The sequence below is a fragment of the Thermodesulfobium sp. 4217-1 genome (genome assembly GCF_039822205.1).
Classification (GTDB): Bacteria; Thermodesulfobiota; Thermodesulfobiia; order Thermodesulfobiales; family Thermodesulfobiaceae; genus Thermodesulfobium.
Genome location: NZ_JBAGBW010000006.1, coordinates 1 through 22,812, shown reverse-complemented (window position 1 = coordinate 22,812; position 22,812 = coordinate 1). Strand labels below are relative to the sequence as shown.

General features: G+C 38.1%; 27 protein-coding genes. 13 read left to right on the top strand and 14 right to left on the bottom strand.

The window, feature by feature from the left end; genetic code table 11:
• Nucleotides 1–35: 35 nt before the first annotated feature.
• The 3 genes from hemL to V4762_RS03625 are packed head-to-tail and all read right to left on the bottom strand — an operon-like array spanning nucleotide 36 to nucleotide 2,541.
• Entirely contained in the window at nucleotides 36–1,316 is a 1,281-nt protein-coding gene (gene hemL / locus V4762_RS03635; protein WP_347314421.1) for a glutamate-1-semialdehyde 2,1-aminomutase, read from the bottom strand.
• 11 nt (nucleotides 1,317–1,327) lie between these two features.
• Entirely contained in the window at nucleotides 1,328–1,828 is a 501-nt protein-coding gene (gene ahbB / locus V4762_RS03630) for a siroheme decarboxylase subunit beta (RefSeq protein WP_347314420.1), read from the bottom strand.
• Between the two features lie 38 nt (nucleotides 1,829–1,866).
• A complete protein-coding gene (locus V4762_RS03625) occupies nucleotides 1,867–2,541 on the bottom strand; it encodes a hypothetical protein (protein WP_347314419.1) in 675 nt (224 codons plus the stop codon).
• Nucleotides 2,542–2,652: 111 nt separating this feature from the next.
• Here V4762_RS03625 and V4762_RS03620 point away from each other — a divergent pair, with 111 nt between their 5' ends.
• Both V4762_RS03620 and V4762_RS03615 read left to right on the top strand, forming a co-directional pair.
• The gene (locus tag V4762_RS03620) at nucleotides 2,653–3,645 is read left to right on the top strand and encodes an Rpn family recombination-promoting nuclease/putative transposase (RefSeq protein ID WP_347314418.1); all 993 of its coding nucleotides are present in this window, start codon (nucleotides 2,653–2,655) and stop codon (nucleotides 3,643–3,645) included.
• A 150-nt stretch (nucleotides 3,646–3,795) separates the two neighbouring features.
• Nucleotides 3,796–4,674: an NAD(P)-dependent oxidoreductase gene (locus tag V4762_RS03615; protein ID WP_347314417.1), complete on the top strand. Its 879-nt coding sequence runs from the start codon at nucleotides 3,796–3,798 to the stop codon at nucleotides 4,672–4,674.
• 46 nt (nucleotides 4,675–4,720) lie between these two features.
• Here V4762_RS03615 and V4762_RS03610 read toward each other — a convergent pair whose 3' ends face one another.
• From V4762_RS03610 to V4762_RS03595, 4 genes are read right to left on the bottom strand one after another with little or no spacing between them, the layout of a single operon-like run.
• Nucleotides 4,721–5,371: an amino acid ABC transporter permease gene (locus V4762_RS03610; protein WP_347314416.1), complete on the bottom strand. Its 651-nt coding sequence runs from the start codon at nucleotides 5,369–5,371 to the stop codon at nucleotides 4,721–4,723.
• Complete coding sequence (locus tag V4762_RS03605; protein ID WP_347314415.1) at nucleotides 5,368–6,045, bottom strand: amino acid ABC transporter permease; 678 nt, start codon at nucleotides 6,043–6,045, stop codon at nucleotides 5,368–5,370. The genes V4762_RS03610 and V4762_RS03605 overlap by 4 nt, the downstream gene beginning before the upstream one ends.
• The gene (locus V4762_RS03600) at nucleotides 6,045–6,857 is read right to left on the bottom strand and encodes a transporter substrate-binding domain-containing protein (RefSeq protein ID WP_347314414.1); all 813 of its coding nucleotides are present in this window, start codon (nucleotides 6,855–6,857) and stop codon (nucleotides 6,045–6,047) included. The genes V4762_RS03605 and V4762_RS03600 overlap by 1 nt, the downstream gene beginning before the upstream one ends.
• Before the next feature lie 44 nt (nucleotides 6,858–6,901).
• Nucleotides 6,902–7,636 carry an amino acid ABC transporter ATP-binding protein gene (locus V4762_RS03595; RefSeq protein ID WP_347314413.1) on the bottom strand — a complete coding sequence of 245 codons (735 nt, stop codon included), beginning with the start codon at nucleotides 7,634–7,636 and terminating at the stop codon, nucleotides 6,902–6,904.
• Nucleotides 7,637–7,806: 170 nt separating this feature from the next.
• Here V4762_RS03595 and V4762_RS03590 point away from each other — a divergent pair, with 170 nt between their 5' ends.
• The 7 genes from V4762_RS03590 to V4762_RS03560 all read left to right on the top strand — a co-directional run bounded on the left by V4762_RS03590 (nucleotide 7,807) and on the right by V4762_RS03560 (nucleotide 15,287).
• Nucleotides 7,807–8,085 carry an ArsR/SmtB family transcription factor gene (locus V4762_RS03590; protein WP_347314412.1) on the top strand — a complete coding sequence of 93 codons (279 nt, stop codon included), beginning with the start codon at nucleotides 7,807–7,809 and terminating at the stop codon, nucleotides 8,083–8,085.
• A gap of 181 nt (nucleotides 8,086–8,266) precedes the next feature.
• A complete protein-coding gene (locus V4762_RS03585; RefSeq protein ID WP_347314411.1) occupies nucleotides 8,267–9,982 on the top strand; it encodes an ABC transporter ATP-binding protein in 1,716 nt (571 codons plus the stop codon).
• Between the two features lie 8 nt (nucleotides 9,983–9,990).
• A complete protein-coding gene (locus V4762_RS03580) occupies nucleotides 9,991–11,274 on the top strand; it encodes a 3-deoxy-D-manno-octulosonic acid transferase (protein ID WP_347314410.1) in 1,284 nt (427 codons plus the stop codon).
• Nucleotides 11,261–12,331, top strand: a complete 1,071-nt coding sequence (lpxK, locus tag V4762_RS03575) for a tetraacyldisaccharide 4'-kinase (protein ID WP_347314409.1) — start codon at nucleotides 11,261–11,263, stop codon at nucleotides 12,329–12,331. The genes V4762_RS03580 and lpxK overlap by 14 nt, the downstream gene beginning before the upstream one ends.
• Nucleotides 12,324–13,049: a 3-deoxy-manno-octulosonate cytidylyltransferase gene (gene kdsB / locus V4762_RS03570; RefSeq protein ID WP_347314408.1), complete on the top strand. Its 726-nt coding sequence runs from the start codon at nucleotides 12,324–12,326 to the stop codon at nucleotides 13,047–13,049. The genes lpxK and kdsB overlap by 8 nt, the downstream gene beginning before the upstream one ends.
• A complete protein-coding gene (locus tag V4762_RS03565) occupies nucleotides 13,046–14,074 on the top strand; it encodes a glycosyltransferase family 9 protein (RefSeq protein WP_347314407.1) in 1,029 nt (342 codons plus the stop codon). The genes kdsB and V4762_RS03565 overlap by 4 nt, the downstream gene beginning before the upstream one ends.
• A gap of 52 nt (nucleotides 14,075–14,126) precedes the next feature.
• Nucleotides 14,127–15,287, top strand: a complete 1,161-nt coding sequence (locus V4762_RS03560) for a S41 family peptidase (protein WP_347314406.1) — start codon at nucleotides 14,127–14,129, stop codon at nucleotides 15,285–15,287.
• 60 nt (nucleotides 15,288–15,347) lie between these two features.
• On the opposite strand, the gene V4762_RS03555 is transcribed toward V4762_RS03560, so the two are convergent.
• From V4762_RS03555 to V4762_RS03545, 3 genes are all read right to left on the bottom strand, one after another.
• Nucleotides 15,348–15,755, bottom strand: a complete 408-nt coding sequence (locus V4762_RS03555) for a hypothetical protein (protein WP_347314405.1) — start codon at nucleotides 15,753–15,755, stop codon at nucleotides 15,348–15,350.
• A gap of 122 nt (nucleotides 15,756–15,877) precedes the next feature.
• Complete coding sequence (locus V4762_RS03550; RefSeq protein WP_347314404.1) at nucleotides 15,878–16,333, bottom strand: redoxin domain-containing protein; 456 nt, start codon at nucleotides 16,331–16,333, stop codon at nucleotides 15,878–15,880.
• An 81-nt stretch (nucleotides 16,334–16,414) separates the two neighbouring features.
• Nucleotides 16,415–17,596 carry an MFS transporter gene (locus V4762_RS03545; protein ID WP_347314403.1) on the bottom strand — a complete coding sequence of 394 codons (1,182 nt, stop codon included), beginning with the start codon at nucleotides 17,594–17,596 and terminating at the stop codon, nucleotides 16,415–16,417.
• A gap of 117 nt (nucleotides 17,597–17,713) precedes the next feature.
• On the opposite strand from V4762_RS03545, the gene V4762_RS03540 reads away from it, so the two are divergent.
• The 4 genes from V4762_RS03540 (at nucleotide 17,714) to V4762_RS03525 (ending at nucleotide 20,169) form a co-directional block, all read left to right on the top strand.
• Nucleotides 17,714–18,412, top strand: coding sequence for a tetratricopeptide repeat protein (locus V4762_RS03540; protein WP_347314402.1), 699 nt, complete (start codon nucleotides 17,714–17,716; stop codon nucleotides 18,410–18,412).
• Nucleotides 18,405–18,707 carry a nucleotidyltransferase domain-containing protein gene (locus tag V4762_RS03535; protein WP_347314401.1) on the top strand — a complete coding sequence of 101 codons (303 nt, stop codon included), beginning with the start codon at nucleotides 18,405–18,407 and terminating at the stop codon, nucleotides 18,705–18,707. The genes V4762_RS03540 and V4762_RS03535 overlap by 8 nt, the downstream gene beginning before the upstream one ends.
• 11 nt (nucleotides 18,708–18,718) lie before the next feature.
• Nucleotides 18,719–19,162 carry a hypothetical protein gene (locus V4762_RS03530; protein ID WP_347314400.1) on the top strand — a complete coding sequence of 148 codons (444 nt, stop codon included), beginning with the start codon at nucleotides 18,719–18,721 and terminating at the stop codon, nucleotides 19,160–19,162.
• 155 nt (nucleotides 19,163–19,317) lie between these two features.
• Nucleotides 19,318–20,169, top strand: a complete 852-nt coding sequence (locus V4762_RS03525) for a COG4705 family protein (RefSeq protein WP_347314399.1) — start codon at nucleotides 19,318–19,320, stop codon at nucleotides 20,167–20,169.
• Between the two features lie 94 nt (nucleotides 20,170–20,263).
• On the opposite strand, the gene hepT is transcribed toward V4762_RS03525, so the two are convergent.
• From hepT to V4762_RS03505, 4 genes are all read right to left on the bottom strand, one after another.
• A complete protein-coding gene (hepT, locus tag V4762_RS03520; protein WP_347314398.1) occupies nucleotides 20,264–20,683 on the bottom strand; it encodes a type VII toxin-antitoxin system HepT family RNase toxin in 420 nt (139 codons plus the stop codon).
• Entirely contained in the window at nucleotides 20,670–21,056 is a 387-nt protein-coding gene (gene mntA, locus V4762_RS03515; RefSeq protein ID WP_347314397.1) for a type VII toxin-antitoxin system MntA family adenylyltransferase antitoxin, read from the bottom strand. The genes hepT and mntA overlap by 14 nt, the downstream gene beginning before the upstream one ends.
• Before the next feature lie 90 nt (nucleotides 21,057–21,146).
• Nucleotides 21,147–21,908: a sulfite exporter TauE/SafE family protein gene (locus V4762_RS03510; protein WP_347314396.1), complete on the bottom strand. Its 762-nt coding sequence runs from the start codon at nucleotides 21,906–21,908 to the stop codon at nucleotides 21,147–21,149.
• A gap of 68 nt (nucleotides 21,909–21,976) precedes the next feature.
• Nucleotides 21,977–22,588 carry an FmdE family protein gene (locus V4762_RS03505; RefSeq protein WP_347314395.1) on the bottom strand — a complete coding sequence of 204 codons (612 nt, stop codon included), beginning with the start codon at nucleotides 22,586–22,588 and terminating at the stop codon, nucleotides 21,977–21,979.
• Between the last annotated feature and the right edge of the window lie 224 nt (nucleotides 22,589–22,812).

Sequence of the window (22,812 nt, the reverse complement as noted above, 5' to 3'; positions counted from 1 at the left end):
CAAATAGTATAACTATAGCTGCAATGAAGTTATTTTTAGAGATTTTTGGCAACATCTTCAACAACTTCTAATGTGGTATCAAAGTCTTCTTCTGAGTGCGCAGTTGAGACAAACCACGCTTCAAATTGAGATGCAGGAGGATATATACCATTCTTTAGGAGCCCTTGAAAGAATTTTGAATAGGTCTGTGTATTTGATTTTGCAGCTGAATCAAGGTCTGTGACGGTTTCACTGCAGAAGAATGGAGTAAACATAGAGCCGCATTGAGATATATATGATTCTATTGAGTATTTTTGGAATATGTTTCTCATCTCTTGCGTAAGGTATTTTGTCTTTTTTTCAAGCTTATCGTATGGGGGATCTTCCATTAACATTTCTAAAGTGGCTATCCCTGCCGTGCACGCTATTGGATTCCCAGATAGGGTGCCTGCCTGATACACAGGTCCATCAGGAGAAAGCATGTCCATTATTTGAGCGCTCCCTCCGAATGCTGCAAGCGGAAAACCGCCTCCTATTATCTTTCCTAAGGTAGTAATGTCTGGTTTTATATCATATATGCCTTGAGCTCCAGAAAGACCCAGCCTGAAACCGGTGATTACCTCATCGAATATCAAGAGAGAATTATTTATATTTGTAATGTCGCGCAAAAATTTTAGAAAATCATCCTTGGGCTCTATTATGCCCATATTTCCAGCTACTGGTTCGACTATTACAGCACAAATCTGGCCTTTTAGGCTATTGAAGATACTTGTTACGTCTTCTTTGCTGTTGAAGTTGGCAAGTATTGTATTTTTTGCCACGTCTTCAAGTACGCCAGGTGATGTGGGCACGGAGAAGGTAAGGCCGCCCGATCCCATCTGGACAAGAAAGCTGTCAGAGTGTCCATGATAGCAACCCTTAAATTTGATTATCTTTTCTTTTTTTGTATATGCCCTGGCCAATCTAATTGCGCTCATCGTGGCCTCTGTTCCTGATGATACCAACCTTACTTTTTCTATGCTGGGAACGCACTTTGTGATAAGCTGGGCTAATTCTACCTCAAGCTTTGTGGGGGCTCCGTATGTAAAACCTCTTTGGATGGACTCTTCAACAGATTTTATGACTTTTTTATTTGCATGGCCGAAAATAAGCGGACCCCATGAGCACACATAATCAATGTATTTATTTGAATCTTCATCAAATAAATATGCTTTCTTTGCCTTTTTTATAAATACGGGGTCGCAGCCTACAGCCTTAAAAGCTCGAACTGGTGAGTTTACGCCGCCAGGTATATACTTTTTTGCCTCAGTGTAAAGCTCTTTTGATTTTTGAAACATATTTTCACCTCTTATTTATTTTTTTCTGAAAAATAAGCCATATGTGTCTTTTTTAATTCTCTTATGCTGTACAGCAGTATGTAGTCAGTTATATTTATCTGATCGGATAAATTCTTTGCTATTCTGTCAGCTTCTGACTTGCTCTTGCAATGAATCATCGTGTAAATGCTGTATGGCCATTCTTCTGATGTAGCCCTTTCGTAACAGTGAGTGACCTCTGGGCTTTTTGCAAGTATATTCCCACACTCTTCTATGTTTGATTCAGGAATTCTCCACGCTATCATAGGATTTACGTTTATGCCTATCTTTCTGTGGCTGATTCTTGCACCAAACCTTCTCATCAGGCCACTCTTCAGAGACCGATTTATCCAGGATATTACCTCTTTTTCTGATATATTTAATCTTTCTGATATCTCAAGAAATGGTCTCTCTACCAAAGGCATATCTTCTTGCATCAGCTTTATCAATTCCACATCTAAATTATCTAATTTTAGTTTGCCTTCTTGACGCATATCTATTCTCCCAAAAGTTTTAGTTTATAGTAACTATTTTATTTTATCCTAAAAAACCTGCTTGACGCTATCTTTGTGTTATTTCCTGATGTGGCTATGATATAGCACTCGTATTCTCCGCTGGTAAAAAGCTTCTTGAGATCGGGGTCACTTGATACATCGAATTCATTTTCGCTTGAGCTAAACTCCTTGGAGAGTATGGTTGTCTTTCCTTCTTTTTCAACTCTTAGCACTATCAGGTTTACTTTGTCAGCGTATTCAGTTTTCCATATAAACTTTAAATTGTCTAAGTCAACTAAGGGACCTTGAGGCTTTTCAGAACCTGGTTCAAGCAGCGCAGCGCTTATTGGATAAGTGGTCTTGAAATATAAAAAGTTTTTTGTGGATGAGCTTTGCATGTCGGTAACAGTCCAATAATACGATTTATTTGGAGACAACACCCCGTCCGGAACCCTGAGGGATGTGCCCTTTATGAAGAGCCATTCCCTAAGAACTTTTGGAACTAAAGAGTTGCTGTCTTGAAGGTATATGGTTACCTTAAAATTCGTATCTTTGTTATCAGAACTCCAGGTCAAAATAGGATTTAGATTTGAGATTGAATCCCCAGGGGGATTCGGTGAACCCGGTCCTAATAGCTCAATATTTGCAAATGCCAAACTCGTATTTAATAGTGCAAAAAATATAAAAGTAAAAAGTATATATAGTTTTTTCATATTTGCCCCCAATTAGTTTGATTTGGAACTTATTCTATAATACCATATCACGAGATTCAAATTAATAAATCCTAATTTGACATCTTTTTATTCTTGTGTTTAAATCAATTTATGGACGACATACATCAAATACACGATAAGTTCTTTAAACAGATAACCTCAAATATTGAGAATGCAAAGAGCTTTGTAGAATTCTCTTTGCCAAAAGAGATTTTAGAACAACTGGACATTAATACAATAAAACCTATAAACACAGAAAAGATTTCAAAGAAGTATAAGAGATTTAATTTAGACATAGCTTTTAGATTTCAAACAAAGACCAGTTCAGTCCAGGTGTATTATCTACTGGAGCACAAATCAGAGACAGGAAGCTTTAGTAATATCCAGATACTCTCATATATGCTTGCAATATGGGAAGAGGATATAAAAAACAAAAGACCATTAGAGCCAATTATTCCAGTAGTTTTCTATCATGGAAAAACGAATTGGGATAAACCGATAGATTTCTCAGATCTATTTGAAGAAAAGCATATCTATAAAGATTATTTGCCTGCTTTTAAGTATATCCTGATAGATACAAATAAGATTGAAGAAGAAAAATTTCGCCTTAGCATAAATAATATATATCTTTTAACTGCACTATTGCTGTTTAAATACTCCTATATCGGTAAAGACTTAGAGAAATATTCTGAGATATTGTATATCGTAAAAGATTTAGATTTAGACGAGTTTTTGATATACTTTATTTATGTTGCAAATGTAAATGATTTGAAAGAAGAGGAAATGAAAGCTATATTAGACTCTACTGTAGGAGGTGATAAGATGGCACCTGTAATTGAGAAGTGGATAGAAAAGGGAAGAGAAGAAGGTATTAAAAAGGGCATGGAGAAAGGCATGGAGAAAGGCATGGAGAAAGGTAAGATAGAGGGTATGATTATTGATGCCCAGGATTTACTTTTAGATGCCATTGAAACCAAATTTAATAAAGTCCCAAGAGATATAAAACTTTTGGTGAAAAAAACGAAAGACAGAGAAAAGCTAAGAGAGATGCATAAAGCTGTTATAAAATCTAAAAGCTTAGATGAAATAAGGGATATGTTCTAAACCAATAGCCATATACTTGCAGTTTTTAAATATTGTTGCAATTATATCACATCTTGATTTTTACAGCAAATAAAATAAAAAAAGCTATAAATGCTTTTGTAACGGTTTTTTAGACATAGTTGACGCTAATAATTCTTGGAGGCGAAAAAAATGCAGATTGACTCAAAAAAAACTAAAGTGGGATTTATCGGTACTGGAGTCATGGGAAGGAGCATGGCTGGCCATATTTTAGATGCTGGATATAAGCTTTTTGTCTACACAAGGACGAAGTCAAAGGCGCAAGACCTGTTGGACAAAGGTGCTGTTTTCATGCCTATTGATGAGTTGGCTAAGACTTGTGATGTGATAATAACTATAGTCGGTTTTCCAAAAGACGTGGAAGAGGTCTATCTGAGCGAGAATGGCCTTGTAAAAAATGCTAAGGAGAATTCAATTCTGATAGATATGACAACGTCTCCTCCATCTCTTGCTGTAAAGATAGGTGAAGAGGCAAAGAAGAGGGGGATATATTTCTTAGATGCGCCTGTTTCTGGAGGAGATATTGGGGCTAAGAATGCTGCATTGTCTATTATGGTGGGCGGAGATGAAGTAATCTATAATTCAGTTCTGCCACTTTTTAATCTGATGGGGAAGAATGTAGTATATCAAGGGAAGACGGGTTCTGGTCAGCATACCAAGATGTGCAATCAGATTGTAATAGCTACTGGTATGATAGGCGTGGCAGAATCTCTTTACTATGCTATCAAGTCAGGCCTTGACCCTGAAACGGTCTTAAAGAGTATTGGAGGCGGTGCGGCAGGCAGCTGGTCTTTGGTAAATCTGGGACCGAAGATGCTAAAAGGTGACTTTGCGCCTGGATTTTATGTAAAGCATTTTATAAAAGATATGAAAATAGCTATTGATGAGACTGTAAGGATGGGTATAAAGTTGCCTGGATTGGAACTGGCACTATCTTTGTATGAAGAGCTGTCCAAAATGGGAGAGGAAAATAGTGGCACCCAGGCAATATTTAAGTTGTATACGAAATAGGGAAGAAAAGCACAAAACGCCCTTTTGGGCGTTTTGTGACTTAAAATTAATAACTTTGATGAATCATCTTTTTTTGTTGATTTCTGGCTAATACCGAGAGGGTATAATTGATAATAAAGTAAGTCGATGCTATCATCCCAAAGAGTACGAATACCTGTGCTGGCTCTGCATATTGACCCATAACTATCATGCCTCTACCCGTTAGCTCTTCAATGCCCACAGCCCAGGTGAAAGATGTATCCTTTATAGTAGTGATAAATTGAGAGATAAGCGGTGGTATTACTTTTCTGATGGCTTGTGGCAAGACTATATAGATAAGAGTCTGCGCGTATCCAAAGCCCTGAGATGCTGCAGCTTCCCACTGCCCCTTATCAATCGAATTTAGGCCTCCTCTTACTATTTCAGCTATCATTGCAGTAGTAAATATCGTCATAGCAAGGATAGCTGCCTGAATTGGCGGTATTGGTATCATAAATCTACAAGCAAGTATGAACAATAAAAGTGGAATATTTCTAATAGAGTCTATGTAAACTGTTGCGCACTGGCTGATAAAAGGCTTGTTTGAATATCTAGCTATCCCGAGAATTAACCCAAGAAATGTGCTAAATATTATGGTAAATACTGCAATAGTAAGGGTTACCTGTAATCCTTTTAACAAGAATATTAATATATCAGGAGCAAAAAGTTGTCCAATCATGGGCTCATCTGTGCCTTTCGTTCAAGATAGCTAGCAAATCTGGCCAATGGCAAACAAAGGCTCAAATATAGCAGTCCCACTATTACGTATGCGGGACCATAATAAAGATTGTTGCTCGACCATGAATCTGCGTGATACATTAAATCTCCACCTGCAACCATCGCCATTACAGAGGTATTTTTAATCAAACTGACAGCCTGGTTTGTCAGAGGTGGAAATATTATAACCTTGGCCTGAGGCAAAATTATATATCTCATAGATTGCCAGAAGGTGAAGCCTTGAGAGTATGCAGCCTCTAACTGACCTCTGTGAATTGATTGGATGCCCGCTCTTACTACTTCTGCAATATATGCTCCGTGATAGACACCCACGCCAATTACTCCAACAGCGAAAACTGGTAACACTATCCCCAGATGGGGGAGTCCATTGTACAGGAAAAAAATCTGTATAACCAGCGGGGTGTTTTGAATGAACTCGACATATATTCGGTTTGTAAACTTTGCGCCTTTGAATTGACTGGTAGCAAGAACGCCAAATATTAACCCTAAAAAGAGAGCTAATAAGAGGCCAAGAAATGAAACCGAGATTGTAGTGGCGAAACCCTCTGCAAAAATTCTCCAGTCAGAAAAGAGCTTCTCCCATTTAAATAATGCAAAGGGTCCCGTATCAAACACTATTTAAGTCCCCACTTCTCCTTTAGCTTTGCAAGTGTCCCGTCCTTTTGCATCTCTTCAAGAGTTGAATTGACTAATTTCAAAAGGCCATCGTTACCCTTTTTCATAGCTATGCCGTAGTTTTGAGGAGCAAATCTTTCAGGAAGAAGCATGGTGGAGTCATCAAGATAACCGTAAAGTATTGCGCCATCTGTAGAAAATGCTTGAACCCTTCCAGATTCGAGGGCAGCTTTTATTTCTGGATAGCTAGCGAATTCAAGGACATTTACCTTTATGCCCTTAGCCTTTGCCTCAGCTTCTATGGCGCCTTTTGTGGTCGCGCTTTGGGCTACGCCAACTGTTTTGCCGTTTAGATCTGCAAAGCTCTTTATCCCAGAATCTTTCTTTACTAAGAGTGCGACTCCGTCAGTAAAATATGGTACTGAAAAGTTGAAACTTTTCTCTCTTTCAGGAGTGATGGTAAAGGTGGCGATAACCATATCTACCTCGCCGTTGTCAAGAAGAGGTCCTCTTGTTTTCGGTGTAACAGCTATCAGGTTTACTTTATCTGGATTGCCAAGGATCTTTTTTGCCATTTCGTGAGCTATGTCTATTTCAAAACCCTCAATCTTGCCTGTTTTTGGATCTTTGAAACCAAATTTTGGTACGTCGTACTTTACGCCAACGTTTAAAACGCCGCGATCTTTAATAGCCTTTATGTCCGATGGTACCGCTGAGCTCTCCTGAGGCTTTTGCGCTTGTTGGGAACACCCAGCAACCACAAAACCAATAAGGAGAAGGACGCCTAAGAACAAGAACTTCAATTTTTTCATTTTCATTCCTCCTTAAAATTTATAAGAATTTGATAAAGACAGATTTAAACCTGAATCTTGTTTAGCTTTTCAAGAAATGCCTGTGTTCTTTCGTGAGTAGGATTGTTAAATATCTGGCTAGGTGTGCCTGTTTCCATAATTTGACCGTCATCCATAAAGACAATTCTATCTGCTGCCTGTTTTGCAAATCCCATTTCATGGGTTACTACTACCATTGTCATGCCCTCCTTTGCAAGGGCGATCATTATATCAAGTACCTCTTGAATCATTTCTGGATCAAGGGCTGATGTGGGCTCGTCAAAAAGTAATAGATCTGGTTTCATATTTAGAGCTCTTGCTATTGCGACCCTTTGCTGCTGGCCGCCTGAGAGCTGAGAAGGATATTTATTGTATGCATCCTTTAAGCCTACTTTTTCAAGCAGCAATATAGCGCTTTTTTCGGCTTCCTTTTTGTCTCTTTTTTCGACCAGGATGGGTGCAAGCAATACGTTTTCCAGAGCTGTTTTATGCGGATAAAGGTTGAAGTGTTGGAAAACCATACCAATTTTCTGTCTTACCTTGTTCAGAGACACCTTCTTTGCAGTTAGCTCAACTCCATTTACAAAGATCTTTCCCGATGAGGGCCTTTCTAAAAAGTTGATACATCTTATCAGAGTACTCTTTCCTGAACCGCTAGGCCCCATTATCACCAGTCTTTCTTTGAACTTTACATTGAGATTTATGTCCTTCAATACATGATGTGAGCCAAAGTATTTGTTTATATGCTCCATTTTGACCATAAAATTTTTATCCCTCCAAAAAAGAAAACATCGATTTTTACATTATACATTAAAAACAGATTAATATTGAATTAAAATTAGATTAAAACTTGCATAAGATATTTTTATAAATTTTAAAGAAAAATTTGATATGATTATATTTAAATCTATATTGATGAGGAGGATAAACTTTGAACTTAGATCAAGTTCTTAAAGTTTCTAACGCACTGGCAAACGAATCAAGATTTAAGATTCTTCAATCAATTTCTTCAAACCCGAAAATTTCTTGTACTGAGGTGATCAAGTCGCTCGATATTACTCAGCCGGCTGTATCCCATCATCTGAAGATATTAAACGATGCTGGGTTGATAGAAATTAACAGAAAGGGACAATATGGGCTTTGCTCTTTGGACGATTCCGTTATTGACGATTACGTAAAGTCACTCCAGAAATTATTTATGAAAAAATAGACTATATTGCTGTAAAAATTTGAATATTCCTGTCGATAGGCTGCTTTTTGCTTTGCGAAGGGCAAAGTGAGGCAGTAGCTGGATCTCAATAAAAGTAGATAATAGATTTGGTATATAATCTAAAACAAGTATTTTTTATAAAAAGGAGCTGAAGGATATATATTTTAGACTTTTAAAGTATTTGAGACCATATATAAAGCTCTTTTTCTTGGCTTTAGCTTTTATGTGTATGGTATCAGCAATTATGATAGCAATTCCTTGGACTTTGAAGGTTCTGGTGGATTCTGCGCTAATCAAGAAAGACGCCTTTGTTTTAAATATTCTGGCACTGTCTATGATAGGCCTTTATTTTGTAAAAGGCATATTGAGTTTTTGTCAGAATTATCTAATGGTTTATATTACCAATAGCGTTATATCTGACATTAGAGAGCAGTTTTTTTCTCATATGCAGCTGATGCCTCTGGAATTTTTTAAAAAACACACTACTGGTGAGCTGATGTCCAGACTGACCAACGATACCTTTATATTGCAGCAGGTTTTTTCAACGGGACTGGTAAGCTTGGTTTTAGATACTCTAACTTTGGTAGGCGTTGTATGCTTCATATTTTACATAGACTGGAAGCTGACAATGGCTACGATATTTATTTTGCCTCTTGCGTTTCTGGCCGTGCAAAAGTTTGGCAGGAGGTTGAAAAGTGTCAGCTACAGAATCCAGGAGAGATCTGCTGACGTTTTTGCGGTATTGCAAGAGGTTCTGTCTTCTATAAAGATTGTTCACGGATTTGCAACCTATGAGAAAGAAAGCGATCGGTTTAAAAGGATAAATAGAGAATCTGTAAAGGCAGTCTTGAAGGCTGGCAGGTTGAACGCAATCTATACTCCTGTAATGGAGTTATTGGGAGCAATGGGCATAGCTGCTGTTTTCTGGTATGGAGGCTATAGGGTTATAAATGGTCATATGACTATAGGAGACCTTATGGCCTTTATTGGATATATAGGCATCATCACTACTCCTGTAAGGAGGATGGGCTCAAATCTGGGTAACATTCAACAAGCTATGGCTGCGGCACACAGAATATTTTCTGTTCTTGATATAGAGCCAAATGTTAGGGACAAAGAGGATGCAATTGAGATTGAAGAGATAAAGGGTGAGGTTGAATTTGACGATGTGTGGTTCAAGTATCCCGATGAAGAAGAATATATCCTAAAAGGGCTGAACCTTAAAGTAATGCCTGGTCAAGTTTTTGCAATTGTTGGGCCTTCTGGCGCTGGGAAGACTACCATAATCGATCTGGTAATGAGGTTCTATGATCCCCAAAAGGGGAGCGTAAAGATTGATGGCCATGATGTGAGAGATTTGTCTATAAGGTCTCTGAGAAGGCACCTTGGGCTTGTGCCTCAAGACGTGATACTCTTTAACACTACAATTTCTGAAAATATCTCCTATGGTAAGACTGGCGCTAGTTCAGAAGACATAATATGGGCTGCAAGGATATCGAATGCCCATGAATTTATAGGCAAGATGGAAAAGGGCTACGACACGATCCTTGGGGAAAGGGGAGTAAGATTTTCCGGCGGTGAGAGACAGAGAATTTCTATTGCGCGCGCAGTGATAAAGAACCCAAAGATATTTCTATTGGATGAGGCTACATCCAACCTTGATGCCTCTTCTGAATCTCAATTTCAAGAGGCGCTGAAGAGAGTTCTGAAGGGTAGAACTACCATAATAGTTGCGCACAGACTGTCTACCGTCATATTTGCTGACAGGATACTCTATCTGGAAAATGGAAAGATAGTCGAAGAGGGCACGCATAGCGAGTTGATGAGCAAAGAAAATGGAAAGTATAGATTGTTGTTCGAACTCCAAACAAAAGAAAATATCTTTGCCACCCTATGAAATCTCGGTTGAAAATATATGACTTCTTATTGCTGTTTGCGTCAACATACGTAGTCTTAAAATCTTTTTCTGACATCGGCTATAAGAAGACTATTAAATATAGGTTTAGCATCTCTCAAGATGAAGAGGTTTTTAAAAATTTTAAAAATCAGCAAAAAGACAGCGATTTCAAGGGATTGTGGATTCATGCTGCTTCTGTTGGGGAGGTATTGGGGGCTATCAATCTTATTGACAAAATAAGATCAGAGTATAAAAATTACCCAATATTTCTTACAGTGACCAATTACGCTGCCCTTGAATTAGTCAAAGAAAAATATCCATATATAAACGTCAGAATATCCCCTCTTGATTTTAGCTGGCTAATTTCAAAGCTCTGTAAGATACTTCAGGTTCCAAATATTATTATAGTTGAGGCAGAGTATTGGCCAAATCTGATATATATATTTTCTGAAAAAGGCAGGATATTTCACGTAAGCACCAGATTTAGCGCTAAGGCGCTCAACAGGTACAAAGGGTTTAACTTCTTTTTTAACAATGTATTTGAAAGAATTTCAGCATTCTTTGCTAAGACAGGCGATGACAGAGATAATCTGATTAAGTATGGCATAAATAAAGATTTGATCTTTACGGTAGGAGACATAAAGGCGGTTCAGAATTATGGAAGCCCTCCTTCGAAAGAAAATGTATTTGACCTGGTAGCAGGTAGCACTCATTCAGGCGAAGAGTCAGTTTTGATCGATCTATATCTGAGATTTAACAAGGGCATATCTATTGCTATAGCTCCCAGACATCTCTCTCGGATAAATGAGATAATAGATGAGATGAAAAGGAAGGGCGTCGAATATCTTCTGTGGTCAGAAAATAAAGAGTCTATAAAAGTAAACAAGGATCTAAAATCAATAGTTCTGATAGACACCATGGGCGAGCTTTCTGATATATATGCTCTTGGAAAGATTGGATTCGTGGGTGGAACGCTTGAAAAAATTGGGGGGCATAACCTGTTTGAGCCTGCAATATCATCAAGGCCTGTGCTTTTTGGCAGATATTATCAAAGACAGTCTTTTATGGCAGAATCTCTCTTAAGATTGGATAAAGATAATCCGAATAATTCACATAAGGGAGCTTTTGTGGTAGAAAGCGTTGACCAATTTTATGATCTGGTCAAATATCTGATTCAAGATGACAATTGGCTTGAAGAGGGCAGGGCGGCCAGGAGAAAATTCCAGTATGCCTCTAACTCACTCGACAGAACATATAGCTTATTGAAGGACAAGTTTAATGTCTTTGTATGAGAGGCTCTCTTCTTATTGGACGAAGTGCGTAAAGAACAACAAGAATAAGATATTTTTATCTTTTTTGTTGCTTTTGAGCTATATATACAGGGCATTTATGCTAAGGAGAAGGAACAAGATTCTGGCAATGCCAAAAAAGAAATTTAGTGCGAGGGTGGTTGGAGTTGGGAATATAGTTCTTGGCGGCACGGGGAAAACTCCTCTGGCGATATGGCTTGCAAAGAAAAATTTAGAAAAGGGCTTGAAAGTAGGCGTAGTCTTCAGGGGATATGCAGGAGAGGCAAGGGGCACTTTGACCGTTAGCGATGGCAAAAACATCTTGTCTTCGCCTTATGTGGCGGGAGATGAGGCTTATCTGGTTTCAAAAAAGGTGCCCGACGCTATAGTCATTGTGGACAGGATAAAGGAAAGGGCTATTGAATTTCTTCAAAATAAATATGATTGCGATATGGTAATATTGGACGATTCTTTTCAATATTGGAGTATCGAAAAAGACCTGGATATCGTGACCATTGATGCTATTAACCCGTGGGGCTGCGGATATATATTTCCAAGGGGATTTCTGAGAGAGCCGAAAGAATCTCTTGCAAGGGCGAATATGGTAGTAATATCAAGGTTTAATCTTATATCAAACAGTGATTTGGAAAGTCTGACGAAGGAGATAAAGGACATCAACCCAAGCGTAAAGATAATGCTGATGAAATATACGCCAAAAAAGCTGGTAGATATGTCTTTGTATAAAGATTACAATATAAACATTTTAAAGGGTAAAAGAGTCTTTGCTTTTTGCGGTATTGGCAATCCTGATAGCTTTTTTCTTACCTGCAAGAATCTTGGGATAAATATAGTGAGTTCTATGACCTTTTCAGATCATGCCCGATACGATCAGGAAGACGCCATGGAGATTGTTAACAGGGCAAAGAGATTTAATGTTGACGCTTTTTTGACTACCGAAAAAGATATAGTAAAGTTTAGCTTTTTAAACAGAGTAAACTTTTTGCTATATGCTCTGTCAATTGAAGCAGAAATATTTTCAGAGGGTGGTGCTGATGCATAAAATTTTAGGGGTAATTCCTTCGCGATTGGGATCTACCAGATTGCCCGAGAAGCCATTGAGGAAAATTTTAAACAAGCCAATGATCCAGTGGGTGTACGAGGGCGCATCTAAAAGCAAGCTATTGTCTGATTTGGTTATTGCTACAGATTCAGAATCTATAGCTGAGGCGGCATCTACTTTTGGAGCAAAGGCGATAATCACTTCAAAGTCTTGTGCGAGCGGAACAGACAGAGTGGCTGAGGTTGCAAGGATGCTAACCGATTACGACATTGTGGTGAACGTTCAGGGCGATGAGCCAATGGTAAATGACGTTGTGATAGACGCTCTCATAGAGCCATTTTCTGATGAAGATGTGAATATGACTTCCCTGATGACGCCTATTGAGCCAGGTGAAGAGTCAGATCCTGGTGCGGTGAAGGTGGTCTGCAAGAAGAATAATGATGCTCTGTACTTTTCAAGGTGCACTATTCCATTTGACAGGGATGGCTGCAAAGTAGCAAGATATAAGCATCTGGGATTCTACGCTTACAGGAGAGATTTTTTATTGAAGCTCTCTAATATGATGCCTACTCCTTTGGAAAAGGCAGAGTGCTTAGAGCAGCTCAGAGTTCTGGAAAATGGCTTCTCTATCCGGATGAGCCTAATCTCTTTTAGCACAAAGAGCGTGGATACCATAGAGGATCTTATGGAGGTAGAAAGGATATTGAGAGGGAGTTGAACAAGACAGATCTTAGAGATATAAAAAAAATAGGCGTAATAGTAGGAAATCCAGGCTTAGGAGATCTACTGTTCTCTTATCCTCTTTTCTCTAATATAAGAAGAAGCTTTCCTGGGGCTGAAGTGTATTTTATCGGTAATCTGAGAGATTACACAAAGTCATTGGTCTTGCGATCTAAAAATATTGATGACATAATTTACTATGAAGAGTATAAGGTCCAAAAAATTCCTGATGACCTTCTGTACTTTTTTCTTAACTACAGAAAAGAAAAGTTTGATCTGGTATTCGATCTGCAGAGGCATTTTCTGATAACGTCCTTAACCAAGTTTTCAGGGGTTAAGGTATTTCAGAGCTTCTCTATGAAGCAGGTCTTTTCGACCTTCAAGGCTGACGACACCCTCAGGAGAAAAGAGCACAATGCTTTGCACCACATGAGACTTTTAGAGCCTTTAGGCATAAAGCCCGAGCTTATTTGCGAGATGGACTTACTTGAGATAGATTTCCAAAGGCCAAAGAGCTTTCTGAGAGAAAACAATATAGATAAGTTCGTATCTATCGTAGCCTCTTCTGGATATGAACTGAAGAATTGGTCGGGTGAGAACTACTCCCAGATTATAGACTTTCTGTATGAAAACTTTGGCTTCCAGTCAGTCTTGATAGGCTCCAAGCAGGATAGTGCAGTTTTGACTAAAATACTTAACGCTACAAAAAATGCAATTATTTTGCCAGATGACTTTAAGATTGAAGAAACTGCTGCCCTTCTAAGACTTTCTGAGACCACAGTGGGCAATGATTCTGGACCGCTGCATTTGGCATCATTTCAAAATATACCAGTTATTGGCCTTTATGGATCTACCAATCCAAATCTCTGCGGCCCATTGGGCAAAAAGTCTACCGTGATAAGGACCAATGCTACCTGTGCGCCGTGCTCTCTTTATTCGTGCCCGTATAACAAAAAGTGTATAGACTTTATCAGTGTGGAAGACGTGAAAGAGGCAATTTCGAAAATTTTAAAGCTAAAATAATCTTAAGTGATATAATTTTCATTATGTTTTCAATAAACTGAAAGGAGACGTTATGGGCAAAAGGATCAAGTACGGCTTTGTTATACTTTTGATATCGGTAATAGCATTCTCGGCAGGTTTTACTCTGAAGAGTAATATGGCTTCAGGCAGCACCAATTGGGGAATGCTGCAGTTCGTCTACAATCTGGTTGAGAATTATTATGTGGCGCCGTCCACTCTGGATCCTACCAAGCTCGTTCAAGGCGCTATAAGAGGTATGGTTCAGGCAGTAGGCGATCCATATACAAGATACGTAGATCCAGAATCTTTTGCTCAGATGAAAGATCAGCTTGAAGGCTCATTTAGCGGTATTGGAATTGAGATGGGCGTTAAAGACAAGAAGATAGTGGTGATAGCTCCTATTGAAGGAACTCCTGCTTATAAAGCTGGCATATTAGCAAACGACAGTATAGTGTCTGTAGACGGCAAACCTGTGGATGGTCTGGACATAAATCAGGTAGTAAAGATGATTCGTGGTCCTGTGGGCTCTCAGGTGAAGATAGGCGTAGAGAGAAATGGAGAGCTAAAAGTATTCGACATCACTAGAGAAACTATAGAAATAAACAGCGTTTCCTTTAGGCCTCTTACTTATCAGATAGGATACCTGAGGATAAGCACGTTTAACGATAAGACCTATGATGAATTTAAGTCATATTTGCCACAAATAGACAAGATGAAGGCTCTGGTTCTGGATCTTAGAAACGATCCAGGCGGCACGGTGAAGACCTGTCTGGATGTAGCAGGATATTTTGTCGGTGACAACCCTGTGGTAATTACTGTGGACAGAAATGGAAAAGAGACAAAGGTTTATTCGCCTTATAAGAATTCGAAATTGGGCATTCCTGTAGTGGTGCTGGTGAACGGTGGATCGGCTAGTGCAGCTGAGATTTTGTCTGGAGCAATGAAGGATTATGGATATACCCTGATAGGCCAGAAAACGTTTGGAAAGGGTTTGATTCAGTCTGTAATACCTCTGTACGACAACAGCGCTCTGGTCATAACTACTGAAAAATATCTAACTCCTATGGGACATGACATTAATAAGATTGGCATAGAGCCAAATATAGTAATTCCAGATCCAACTGATTGGCAAGCTATGGGCAAGAACCCTGAAAAAGATCCTCAGCTAAACGAGGCTCTTAAGATTCTTCAAGAAAAAGATGGTATTTATTAGAAATATTTTGCAAATAAAAAAGGGCGCTTAGGCGCCCTTTTTTATTAATTAAGATTTAGATTAGTCTTCTTCCTGCTCGCCTTCAAAAAAATCTTTGTCTGAAATGGCGTCCATTTGCCATTGGGTTTCCTTGTCCTCAGCCTCTAATGGATAAATTCTAATAGAGAAATCTGGAGTAAACAGTTCAAAGAAAGATGTGTTCGAACTTGGCTCGGTGTGAATCTGTAAATATTCAAAGCTATTTACATTTAGATATATGCGCCCATTCATCAATACGCTGGAATTATTGATGTTATTGTAGACGCGAAATACCCTTCCCTCGCCAACCTTTTTTAAACCGCTCGAATCATACTGCTCGTATTTAATGAACAACAGATCAGACAATATCCTGAGCATGTCCTTCTTTTGATATATAATGCCGTCATTTACAAAACAAGCAACCAAACCGCTCTCAACTTTTTTTTGCACTTTTCACCTCTTAATTTGAAATTAACACATACAATATTCTATCATTTTTGTATGTGTTTGTTAAAGTGCAACTATTAAGTCTACATATTGTGAAGACTGTATAGATATTGAATTCTGCATTTTTATTTTGTTTTTAGGAACTCTATGACTTCATTGATATCGGGCACTTCTTTTATAGGGTATACCTTTTTAAATATTACCTTGTGGGATTCGTCGAGCAGTATGTTTACCCTGCCAGAAAATCCAAAATCGCCCAAAAATACGTCGTAAAGCTGAGCCAAACCGCCATGTGGCCAAAAGTCAGCCAATAATGGAGTGTTTTTTATGCCAATTATGTCTGCCCATGCCTTTTTGCAGTATACAGAGTCCACACTGATTCCCAGGCAAACCGTGTTCAAAGACTGAAAGGTCTCAAAATTTGCCTCCAGCGATTTCATCTGCTCTTCGCATACGGGTGTAAATGCAAGAGGGTGAAATGACAAGAGAACGTTTTTGCCTTTTAGGGATTCCAGGGATACTACGCTGTCATTTTGATCCTTTAGAGAAAAATCTTTTGCCTGTGCACCTATCGATAACATCTTTTACCTCCAAGATTGAATTTGTAACCTAAAATTAATTATAGTCTAAAATTGCGAAAATGATATCAAATCTCAAGAAAACTATACCCTCAGGCTATTTCTAAAGTATAAAAAGCTTGCTATCGAGAAGAGCTGTGCGGTTACCGAGAAGATTACAAGATATATTGGTGCAATAGTGTACAAAATTCCGCAGGCAAAGCTGCCAACGAACCAAAATACGCCTAACAACGTATTAAATATGCCAAATGCGCTCCCTCTTTTGCTAACTGGGACTATATTTGCTACTGCAGCTCTAACAATGGACTCAAGCGCGCCCAGCCCTAATCCCCAGCAAGTCATTCCAATTACTATTAGGTAGACTGAGCTTGTAAGAAATATAAGGGGATTTGCGAAAACAGATATTATAATTGCAAAGAGAAGTGCTATAAAGCCGTTTTTATCAAATAGCCTGCCAAACACAAGGGCGCTCACTCCATCTACTCCCATTGTAAAGGCGTAGAGTAGGGGTATCATAGGTTGGGCTATTAACTTTGTCTTTTCAAGGTGAAAAGCTATCAAGACGAAGTCCAAGAATCCAACTGCAAAGCCTAATACGCAAAAGCAATATATCCAGAAAAGCTTTGGCAAGCCCTTTGAGTCAAGCTCTACCAACTTTACTTCTAATTTTGATGGAACTGGATATAGGAATCTTGAGAAAAAAAGTATTCCGATGGCACAGGCTGCGGGTATTATGAGAAATGAGAACGCATATCGAAAATTGTTCTCTCCCAAAAGAAAGAGAATTAGCGCGACGAAGATAGGGCCGCTAACGGCGCCTAATTGATCGAGAAATTCATGAATCCCAAAACCCCATCCGCGCCCGACTGACTTTGTGGCAAATGAGAGCATTGCATCCTTTGGTGGGACTCTGATACCCTTTCCAATTCTTTCAAATACCATTGGGAATATTGCCCACTGCCAATGGGGAAAAAGCGCTATCAAGGGGACTGACAGAAGGTTTATAAAGTATCCAAAAATAGTTAACGACCAGTATTTGTGAGTTTTGTCAGCAATTCTTCCCGAAAAATATCTAATAGCATATCCCAAAAGCTCGCCTAATCCGCCGATGAATCCTACCACCGCTGCACTAGCGCCCAAAATCTCCAGATATTGGCCTGAGATAGATCTGGCGCCCTCGTATGTCATATCTGAAAATAGGCTTACCGTGCCTATGAGAACTATAAATATCATAGATTTCTTCTTCAGGTTATCCAAGACGCTCACTCCCTTCGAAAGATGGCTTCTAAATAATTTTAACCTATATCAATATTTATTCTATCAATAAATTTTATCTGAGATATTTGTTTTCATTATGATATAATTCTGATATGGAGGGAAGATGTGAATATTAGAATTTTTTTGTTGATTTATAACGTTATCTGCGCGCTCTGGGGAGTATCATTTTTTCTTTTGTTCAGCAGGCTCGATAGGGTCATAGACAACTCTTCTTTTCACAGGTTTAGATATTTTCTACATCAGCTACCGCCATTAAGCTTGATAATCTTAGCGATATGTATAACCATATATATTCTTGAGAGAATTCGTATCATTTTTTTTGAAAAAGAAACAAGGGGCTTTATAATAAATAAAAAGGATCACAGATTTTTAAAGATTTTGCACTACTTCTTTATACTCTTTACAATAATTCTTTTGCTATTCGACATATATGACATATTTTCCAATAAACTTCCCTGGCACACGATATTCAATATGATAGACTCTCCTTCTATGATCCTGGTCTCCTTAATAATCAGCTTCTTTATTCTGAAATGGCTGGAGGCCCAAAGCGTGAAGGCTGTATCAGCTGAGTCGGCTGGAAACAGCGAGATTTTTAAAAATCTAATGCTTGTGAGAAAGGGTCAGGACCTTGCAAGGGCATATTTTAATCTGGGAAACATATACTTTGAGAACAAAAATCTCCCTAAGGCACTGCAATACCTTAAAAAAGCCTGTAAATTTGGGAATAAAGATGCATGCGACAAGCTAAAGGATTTATCTTCTGAAGAAATCAAAAGAGATTTGAGAAAAGAAGATGCCTGATGTTAAAGCACTTCGTCTGACAAAAGAAGAGATAGATATTATTGAAAAAACCATAAAATACTATGATCCAACCGCAGAGGTTGTCATATTTGGCAGCAGGACTGATATGGAGAAAAAAGGCGGGGATATAGACATCTTGGTGGTTTCTGAGAAAATTGATTTCGATGTCAGAAGGAAGATAAGAGTGGATCTGATTTTGGCATTTGGCGATAGGAAGATAGATCTTGTAGTTACAGATAAGCCCGAAAAATCAGATTTTACAAAGATATGTTATAAATATGGTGTAAAACTATGACATACGAGGAAATGAAAGATGTATTCTGTGACAGCTTAAGACTCCTGAACAAAAATCTATTTTGGCTTGAAAAATCTTTTGAAAAAGCTAAAAATCTAAACTTTGAGAGCTTAACAGAAGAAGATATAGAAAAATTAGAGACTTTATCCAACAGATTTGGAAGAAGTGTTGATATTTTGATAAACAAGACTTTGAGAGCCTTAGATATTTTGGAACTTGAAAGCACAGAGAGCAAGTTGGATATATTGCTAATGGCTGAAAAAAGAGGATTTGTAAAGGATTTCAGACAGCTAATAGCCCTAAAAGATTTAAGAAACGAGCTTGCCCACGAATACATAGAAGAAGCTCTTTTAAAAAAGTTTAAAGAGGTTTTGCAAAGTACGCCTATGCTTCTAGAAACTGTCTACAGGATAAATCTCTACGTAAAAGATAAAAATTACTGCTCGCAGTTCTGAATTAGTTTTCACCGAATAAGGCGGCAGTACATTTCATTAAGAAAACATGAACAAAATTTCTAATTAGTTTATAACACATTCTCAAAACTCCTCTAATGATAATTGTCTATGCTTATTTTAGTTAAATCAATTTCAGGAAGAGGAGGATTAAACGAATGAGCGAAAAAGTGAAATCTGAAAGTGAATCTTTAGCCAAAAAGATCTTTAACAAGGTCCCAGAAGTTACTATCTTTTTTTGGATTATTAAGATTCTGTGCACTACTGTAGGGGAGACTGCTGCAGATTTTCTGAACGTTCATATGGGCTTTGGCCTCACAAAGACAAGCATCGTAATGAGCGTCTTGCTTTTAGTTTTTCTATATTTTCAATTCAGGGCAAGAGAATATGTGCCAAAAATATATTGGATGGTTGTTGTCTTAATAAGCGTAGTGGGCACATTGATAACAGATAATTTGAGCGATAATTTAGGGGTTCCTTTAGAGTTATCCACCGTTATTTTTACAATTTTGTTAATCGCGACATTTTTAGCCTGGTATTACAAGGAAAGAACTCTCTCTGTTCACAGCATATTTACTGTAAGGCGTGAAGCCTTTTATTGGCTGACAATTCTTTTTACTTTTTCACTGGGAACTGCTGCTGGGGATCTGATAGCTGAGACTCTAAGGCTGGGATATCTAATGTCTGCAATAATGTTTGGTTCAATAATTGCGATTATTACGTTGCTGCATTATAAATTCAACTTAAATTCAGTGCTTGCATTTTGGCTGGCATACATATTGACCAGGCCACTTGGTGCGACTATAGGCGATCTGATGTCTCAAGCTAAAAACATAGGGGGACTTGGACTGGGTACGGTAATGACGAGTGCAATATTTTTAACGCTTATCTTGATGATGGTTATTTATCTGACGAAAACGAGGATTGACAAAGAAATAGTTCCTGCAGAAGAAGTCCTCTATGAAGAATTCGTTGCGGCTGAAGAGGTTATAGAAAGAGAAGAAATATAACAACACCTGGTTTCAGGTTTGACATAAATGAAGTGGCCAGCAGAATTTCTGGTCACTTCATATTTTCAACGCACATGGCGATCGTATATTTTCTTCAGACTAAGATAAACTTTTTTAATATCAATGTATAGAATTCTTCTATATCTTTTAAGTTATGCTGAAGGATTGATTTCAAGATATTTATATCAAGTGAGGCGTAATCATGAATTGCTATGTTCCTGAATCCAACCATTGATTGCATTCTTTTCGTCAAGTCAGCGTCAATTATTCCTGCGTCATTTAGAAGCTTGAAGTTTTCTTTTATTGTAGTAGCAAGTCCAAGACCCTGAGAGGCTATTATGTGGGCGGCAATATCGATTGTAGACTCTATAGCTCTCTGTAGGTTTAATATGAACATATCCTGTTTGTCAATGTCTTCAAGGCTATTTGGGTCATTATTTGTAATAGCGCTGATTCTTTTTAGACATCTTTGTATATTTGCAACCTTTGCGAAAATTACGTCAGGTTCTATCATAGATTCTGCCTTTAAGTATATTTTGTTCTTGCGGCCTTCTTACTATTTTCAGGTCATCATATTCTTTGAGAGTTCTGAGAAAAAATTCATTGTAAATGCTATCATTTACTTTCTTTATTAAGCGCCCTTTTTTTAATGCCTGCATCTTTATTATTGGCGATGCAAAATTTAATATAACTATGTCGGTATCCCTATCTGTAATTTCAGTTATACCGCTCTTGATCTTATTTAGAGATTCGAAATCAGGTTTGCTACTAAAAAGGATTGCTAAGTCTGCGTCGCTTTCATCTGTGAGCCTATTTTCGATAAATGAACCAAAGATAAATGACAGCAAAACTTCATCAATTTTGCTGAGAAATTCTTCTATTTTCACAATCGACTCTTCAATGTCCATTAAAATTTATTTTAGCACAGTAAACTATAAGGCTTATGAAGCATATCGATGAGTATCAAGTTTCAATATTTAGTGTACGAAATAATCAAAGAGCATCTTGGCAGCTACCATATATAGCACTACTCCTATTAGAACCTTTACGCTCTTGTTGCTAAGCTTATATTTCATAAGATACGACCCAAAAATAGCTCCCAGGATAGCTGCTATGACAGTATATGAGATTAACTCAATATTTAGTCCGCCTAATGCTACCCTTCCAAGAAAGCCTCCAAGAGATGAGAAGAAGACTATAAAAGAGGTGGTAGCTGCTGCAAACCTTGCAGGAACGCCTATAAAGATGAGTATGGGGATTATCATATTCCCTCCGCCAATTCCCAGAAGTCCAGCTACAAATCCTGCAAGCGCTCCAATTGGCGTGGCAACTGTGAGCATCTGTTTTTTACTTATTTGAAAATTTTCGCCTGAACTGTTCTTTTTCTGCTTGTAAAATATCATCATTGATGCAGCAAATATCAAAAATAGTGCAAAGAGAAGCAATAAGGTCTCTCTTGGAACAAATTTGCTGCAATATGCTCCTATTGGAGATGTTATAAGGACAGCTATTATTATTGGGAATGACAGCTTGTAGTTTATCAAGCCAATTCTTGAATATGAATAGGAGGCAAACGCCATAGCTACCACGTTTAACAAGAGGGCAGTACTCATAGACTGATGAAGGTCGAAGCCCATTGCATAAAAAGCGGGTATAAGGATAAAGGCTGCTCCAGCTCCAGTAATAACCATAATTGATTTTGCTACAAAGGTTACAAGTGCAGCTAATAAATATATCATTAATTTCTCCTTAAAAAAGTTTAAGTTTAGAATAGCAGCCGCAAATTTTACGGCTGCTATTTATTTTTTTACTTTTGAGCCATATTTTCAGAGCAGGGTATGCAGACTTGCTTTCCATCGATAAACTTTAACTTGTCAATGAATACCGCTTCGCCGCAAGCGTCACAAAAATCTGCTTCCATCACTCCTGGAGCCTTTTTGAAGTCGTAGTCAAAAACGGGGCTGATATCAAGAAAATCCTCTTCTTTTAGGTTCAGGACCTTTTCTATCAATGGATCTGCAATCTTTGGGTCAACGTCTTGAGGTGCTATTCCCTTTTTCCTCTCAGCTATGAAAGGCGACTCGAGCATCTTTTCAAAGAACTTTGGTTTTAGAGATACCCTTACAGCCTTTTTGCTCTTTACGTCGATAAGGGTAAATGCCATCTTTCCATAGTAAAGCTTCTTTATATTGCTCTTTCCATAAGTGCACCCAGTGACAGTCATAAGTCCATCTACAAAACAACCTGCTGCGTGATTGTCTGCTGTCTCTGCTAAAAGAACTAACTCTTTGTCCTTGGATCTTTGTGCTCCAAGGGTGTTCATTGCAGCACAGGCTGCCTTTAGACCCAATGGCATTGCTGGGCATTTGTGGCCGTGAAATTGCAGTCCTAAATCAAAAAAATCTTTTGCTTCAAACATTTTATTTCCTCCTTATATTTTTTACAATTAATAAGTATATTATAAATTACTAATTTATTAATGTAAAGTAGGAAATTTTTAGAATTTTTCTAAGCGAATTAATACTAGATTTTTGATGAAACAATTCGTTTTGTTGAAATTAGTCATAATAAAGACTATTAACCCATCTTCGTCAAAAACCTCCTGAATTTAGCTAAAATACCGTACCCCTAAAAACCCAAACG

What these genes read in the sequence shown, in the direction of transcription:
- V4762_RS03550 (WP_347314404.1), bottom strand. Translation starts at nt 16,333, where the DNA reads ATGTTATCGATAGGTGCACAGGCAAAAGATTTTTCTCTAAAGGATCAA.
- V4762_RS03535 (WP_347314401.1), top strand. Translation starts at nt 18,405, where the DNA reads ATGCCTGATGTTAAAGCACTTCGTCTGACAAAAGAAGAGATAGATATT.
- lpxK (WP_347314409.1), top strand. Translation starts at nt 11,261, where the DNA reads ATGTCTTTGTATGAGAGGCTCTCTTCTTATTGGACGAAGTGCGTAAAG.
- kdsB (WP_347314408.1), top strand. Translation starts at nt 12,324, where the DNA reads ATGCATAAAATTTTAGGGGTAATTCCTTCGCGATTGGGATCTACCAGA.
- hemL (WP_347314421.1), bottom strand. Translation starts at nt 1,316, where the DNA reads ATGTTTCAAAAATCAAAAGAGCTTTACACTGAGGCAAAAAAGTATATA.
- V4762_RS03530 (WP_347314400.1), top strand. Translation starts at nt 18,719, where the DNA reads ATGAAAGATGTATTCTGTGACAGCTTAAGACTCCTGAACAAAAATCTA.
- V4762_RS03625 (WP_347314419.1), bottom strand. Translation starts at nt 2,541, where the DNA reads ATGAAAAAACTATATATACTTTTTACTTTTATATTTTTTGCACTATTA.
- V4762_RS03510 (WP_347314396.1), bottom strand. Translation starts at nt 21,908, where the DNA reads ATGATATATTTATTAGCTGCACTTGTAACCTTTGTAGCAAAATCAATT.
- V4762_RS03560 (WP_347314406.1), top strand. Translation starts at nt 14,127, where the DNA reads ATGGGCAAAAGGATCAAGTACGGCTTTGTTATACTTTTGATATCGGTA.
- V4762_RS03600 (WP_347314414.1), bottom strand. Translation starts at nt 6,857, where the DNA reads ATGAAAAAATTGAAGTTCTTGTTCTTAGGCGTCCTTCTCCTTATTGGT.
- V4762_RS03620 (WP_347314418.1), top strand. Translation starts at nt 2,653, where the DNA reads ATGGACGACATACATCAAATACACGATAAGTTCTTTAAACAGATAACC.
- V4762_RS03505 (WP_347314395.1), bottom strand. Translation starts at nt 22,588, where the DNA reads ATGTTTGAAGCAAAAGATTTTTTTGATTTAGGACTGCAATTTCACGGC.
- V4762_RS03525 (WP_347314399.1), top strand. Translation starts at nt 19,318, where the DNA reads ATGAGCGAAAAAGTGAAATCTGAAAGTGAATCTTTAGCCAAAAAGATC.
- V4762_RS03615 (WP_347314417.1), top strand. Translation starts at nt 3,796, where the DNA reads ATGCAGATTGACTCAAAAAAAACTAAAGTGGGATTTATCGGTACTGGA.
- V4762_RS03595 (WP_347314413.1), bottom strand. Translation starts at nt 7,636, where the DNA reads ATGGTCAAAATGGAGCATATAAACAAATACTTTGGCTCACATCATGTA.
- V4762_RS03610 (WP_347314416.1), bottom strand. Translation starts at nt 5,371, where the DNA reads ATGATTGGACAACTTTTTGCTCCTGATATATTAATATTCTTGTTAAAA.
- ahbB (WP_347314420.1), bottom strand. Translation starts at nt 1,828, where the DNA reads ATGCGTCAAGAAGGCAAACTAAAATTAGATAATTTAGATGTGGAATTG.
- hepT (WP_347314398.1), bottom strand. Translation starts at nt 20,683, where the DNA reads ATGATAGAACCTGACGTAATTTTCGCAAAGGTTGCAAATATACAAAGA.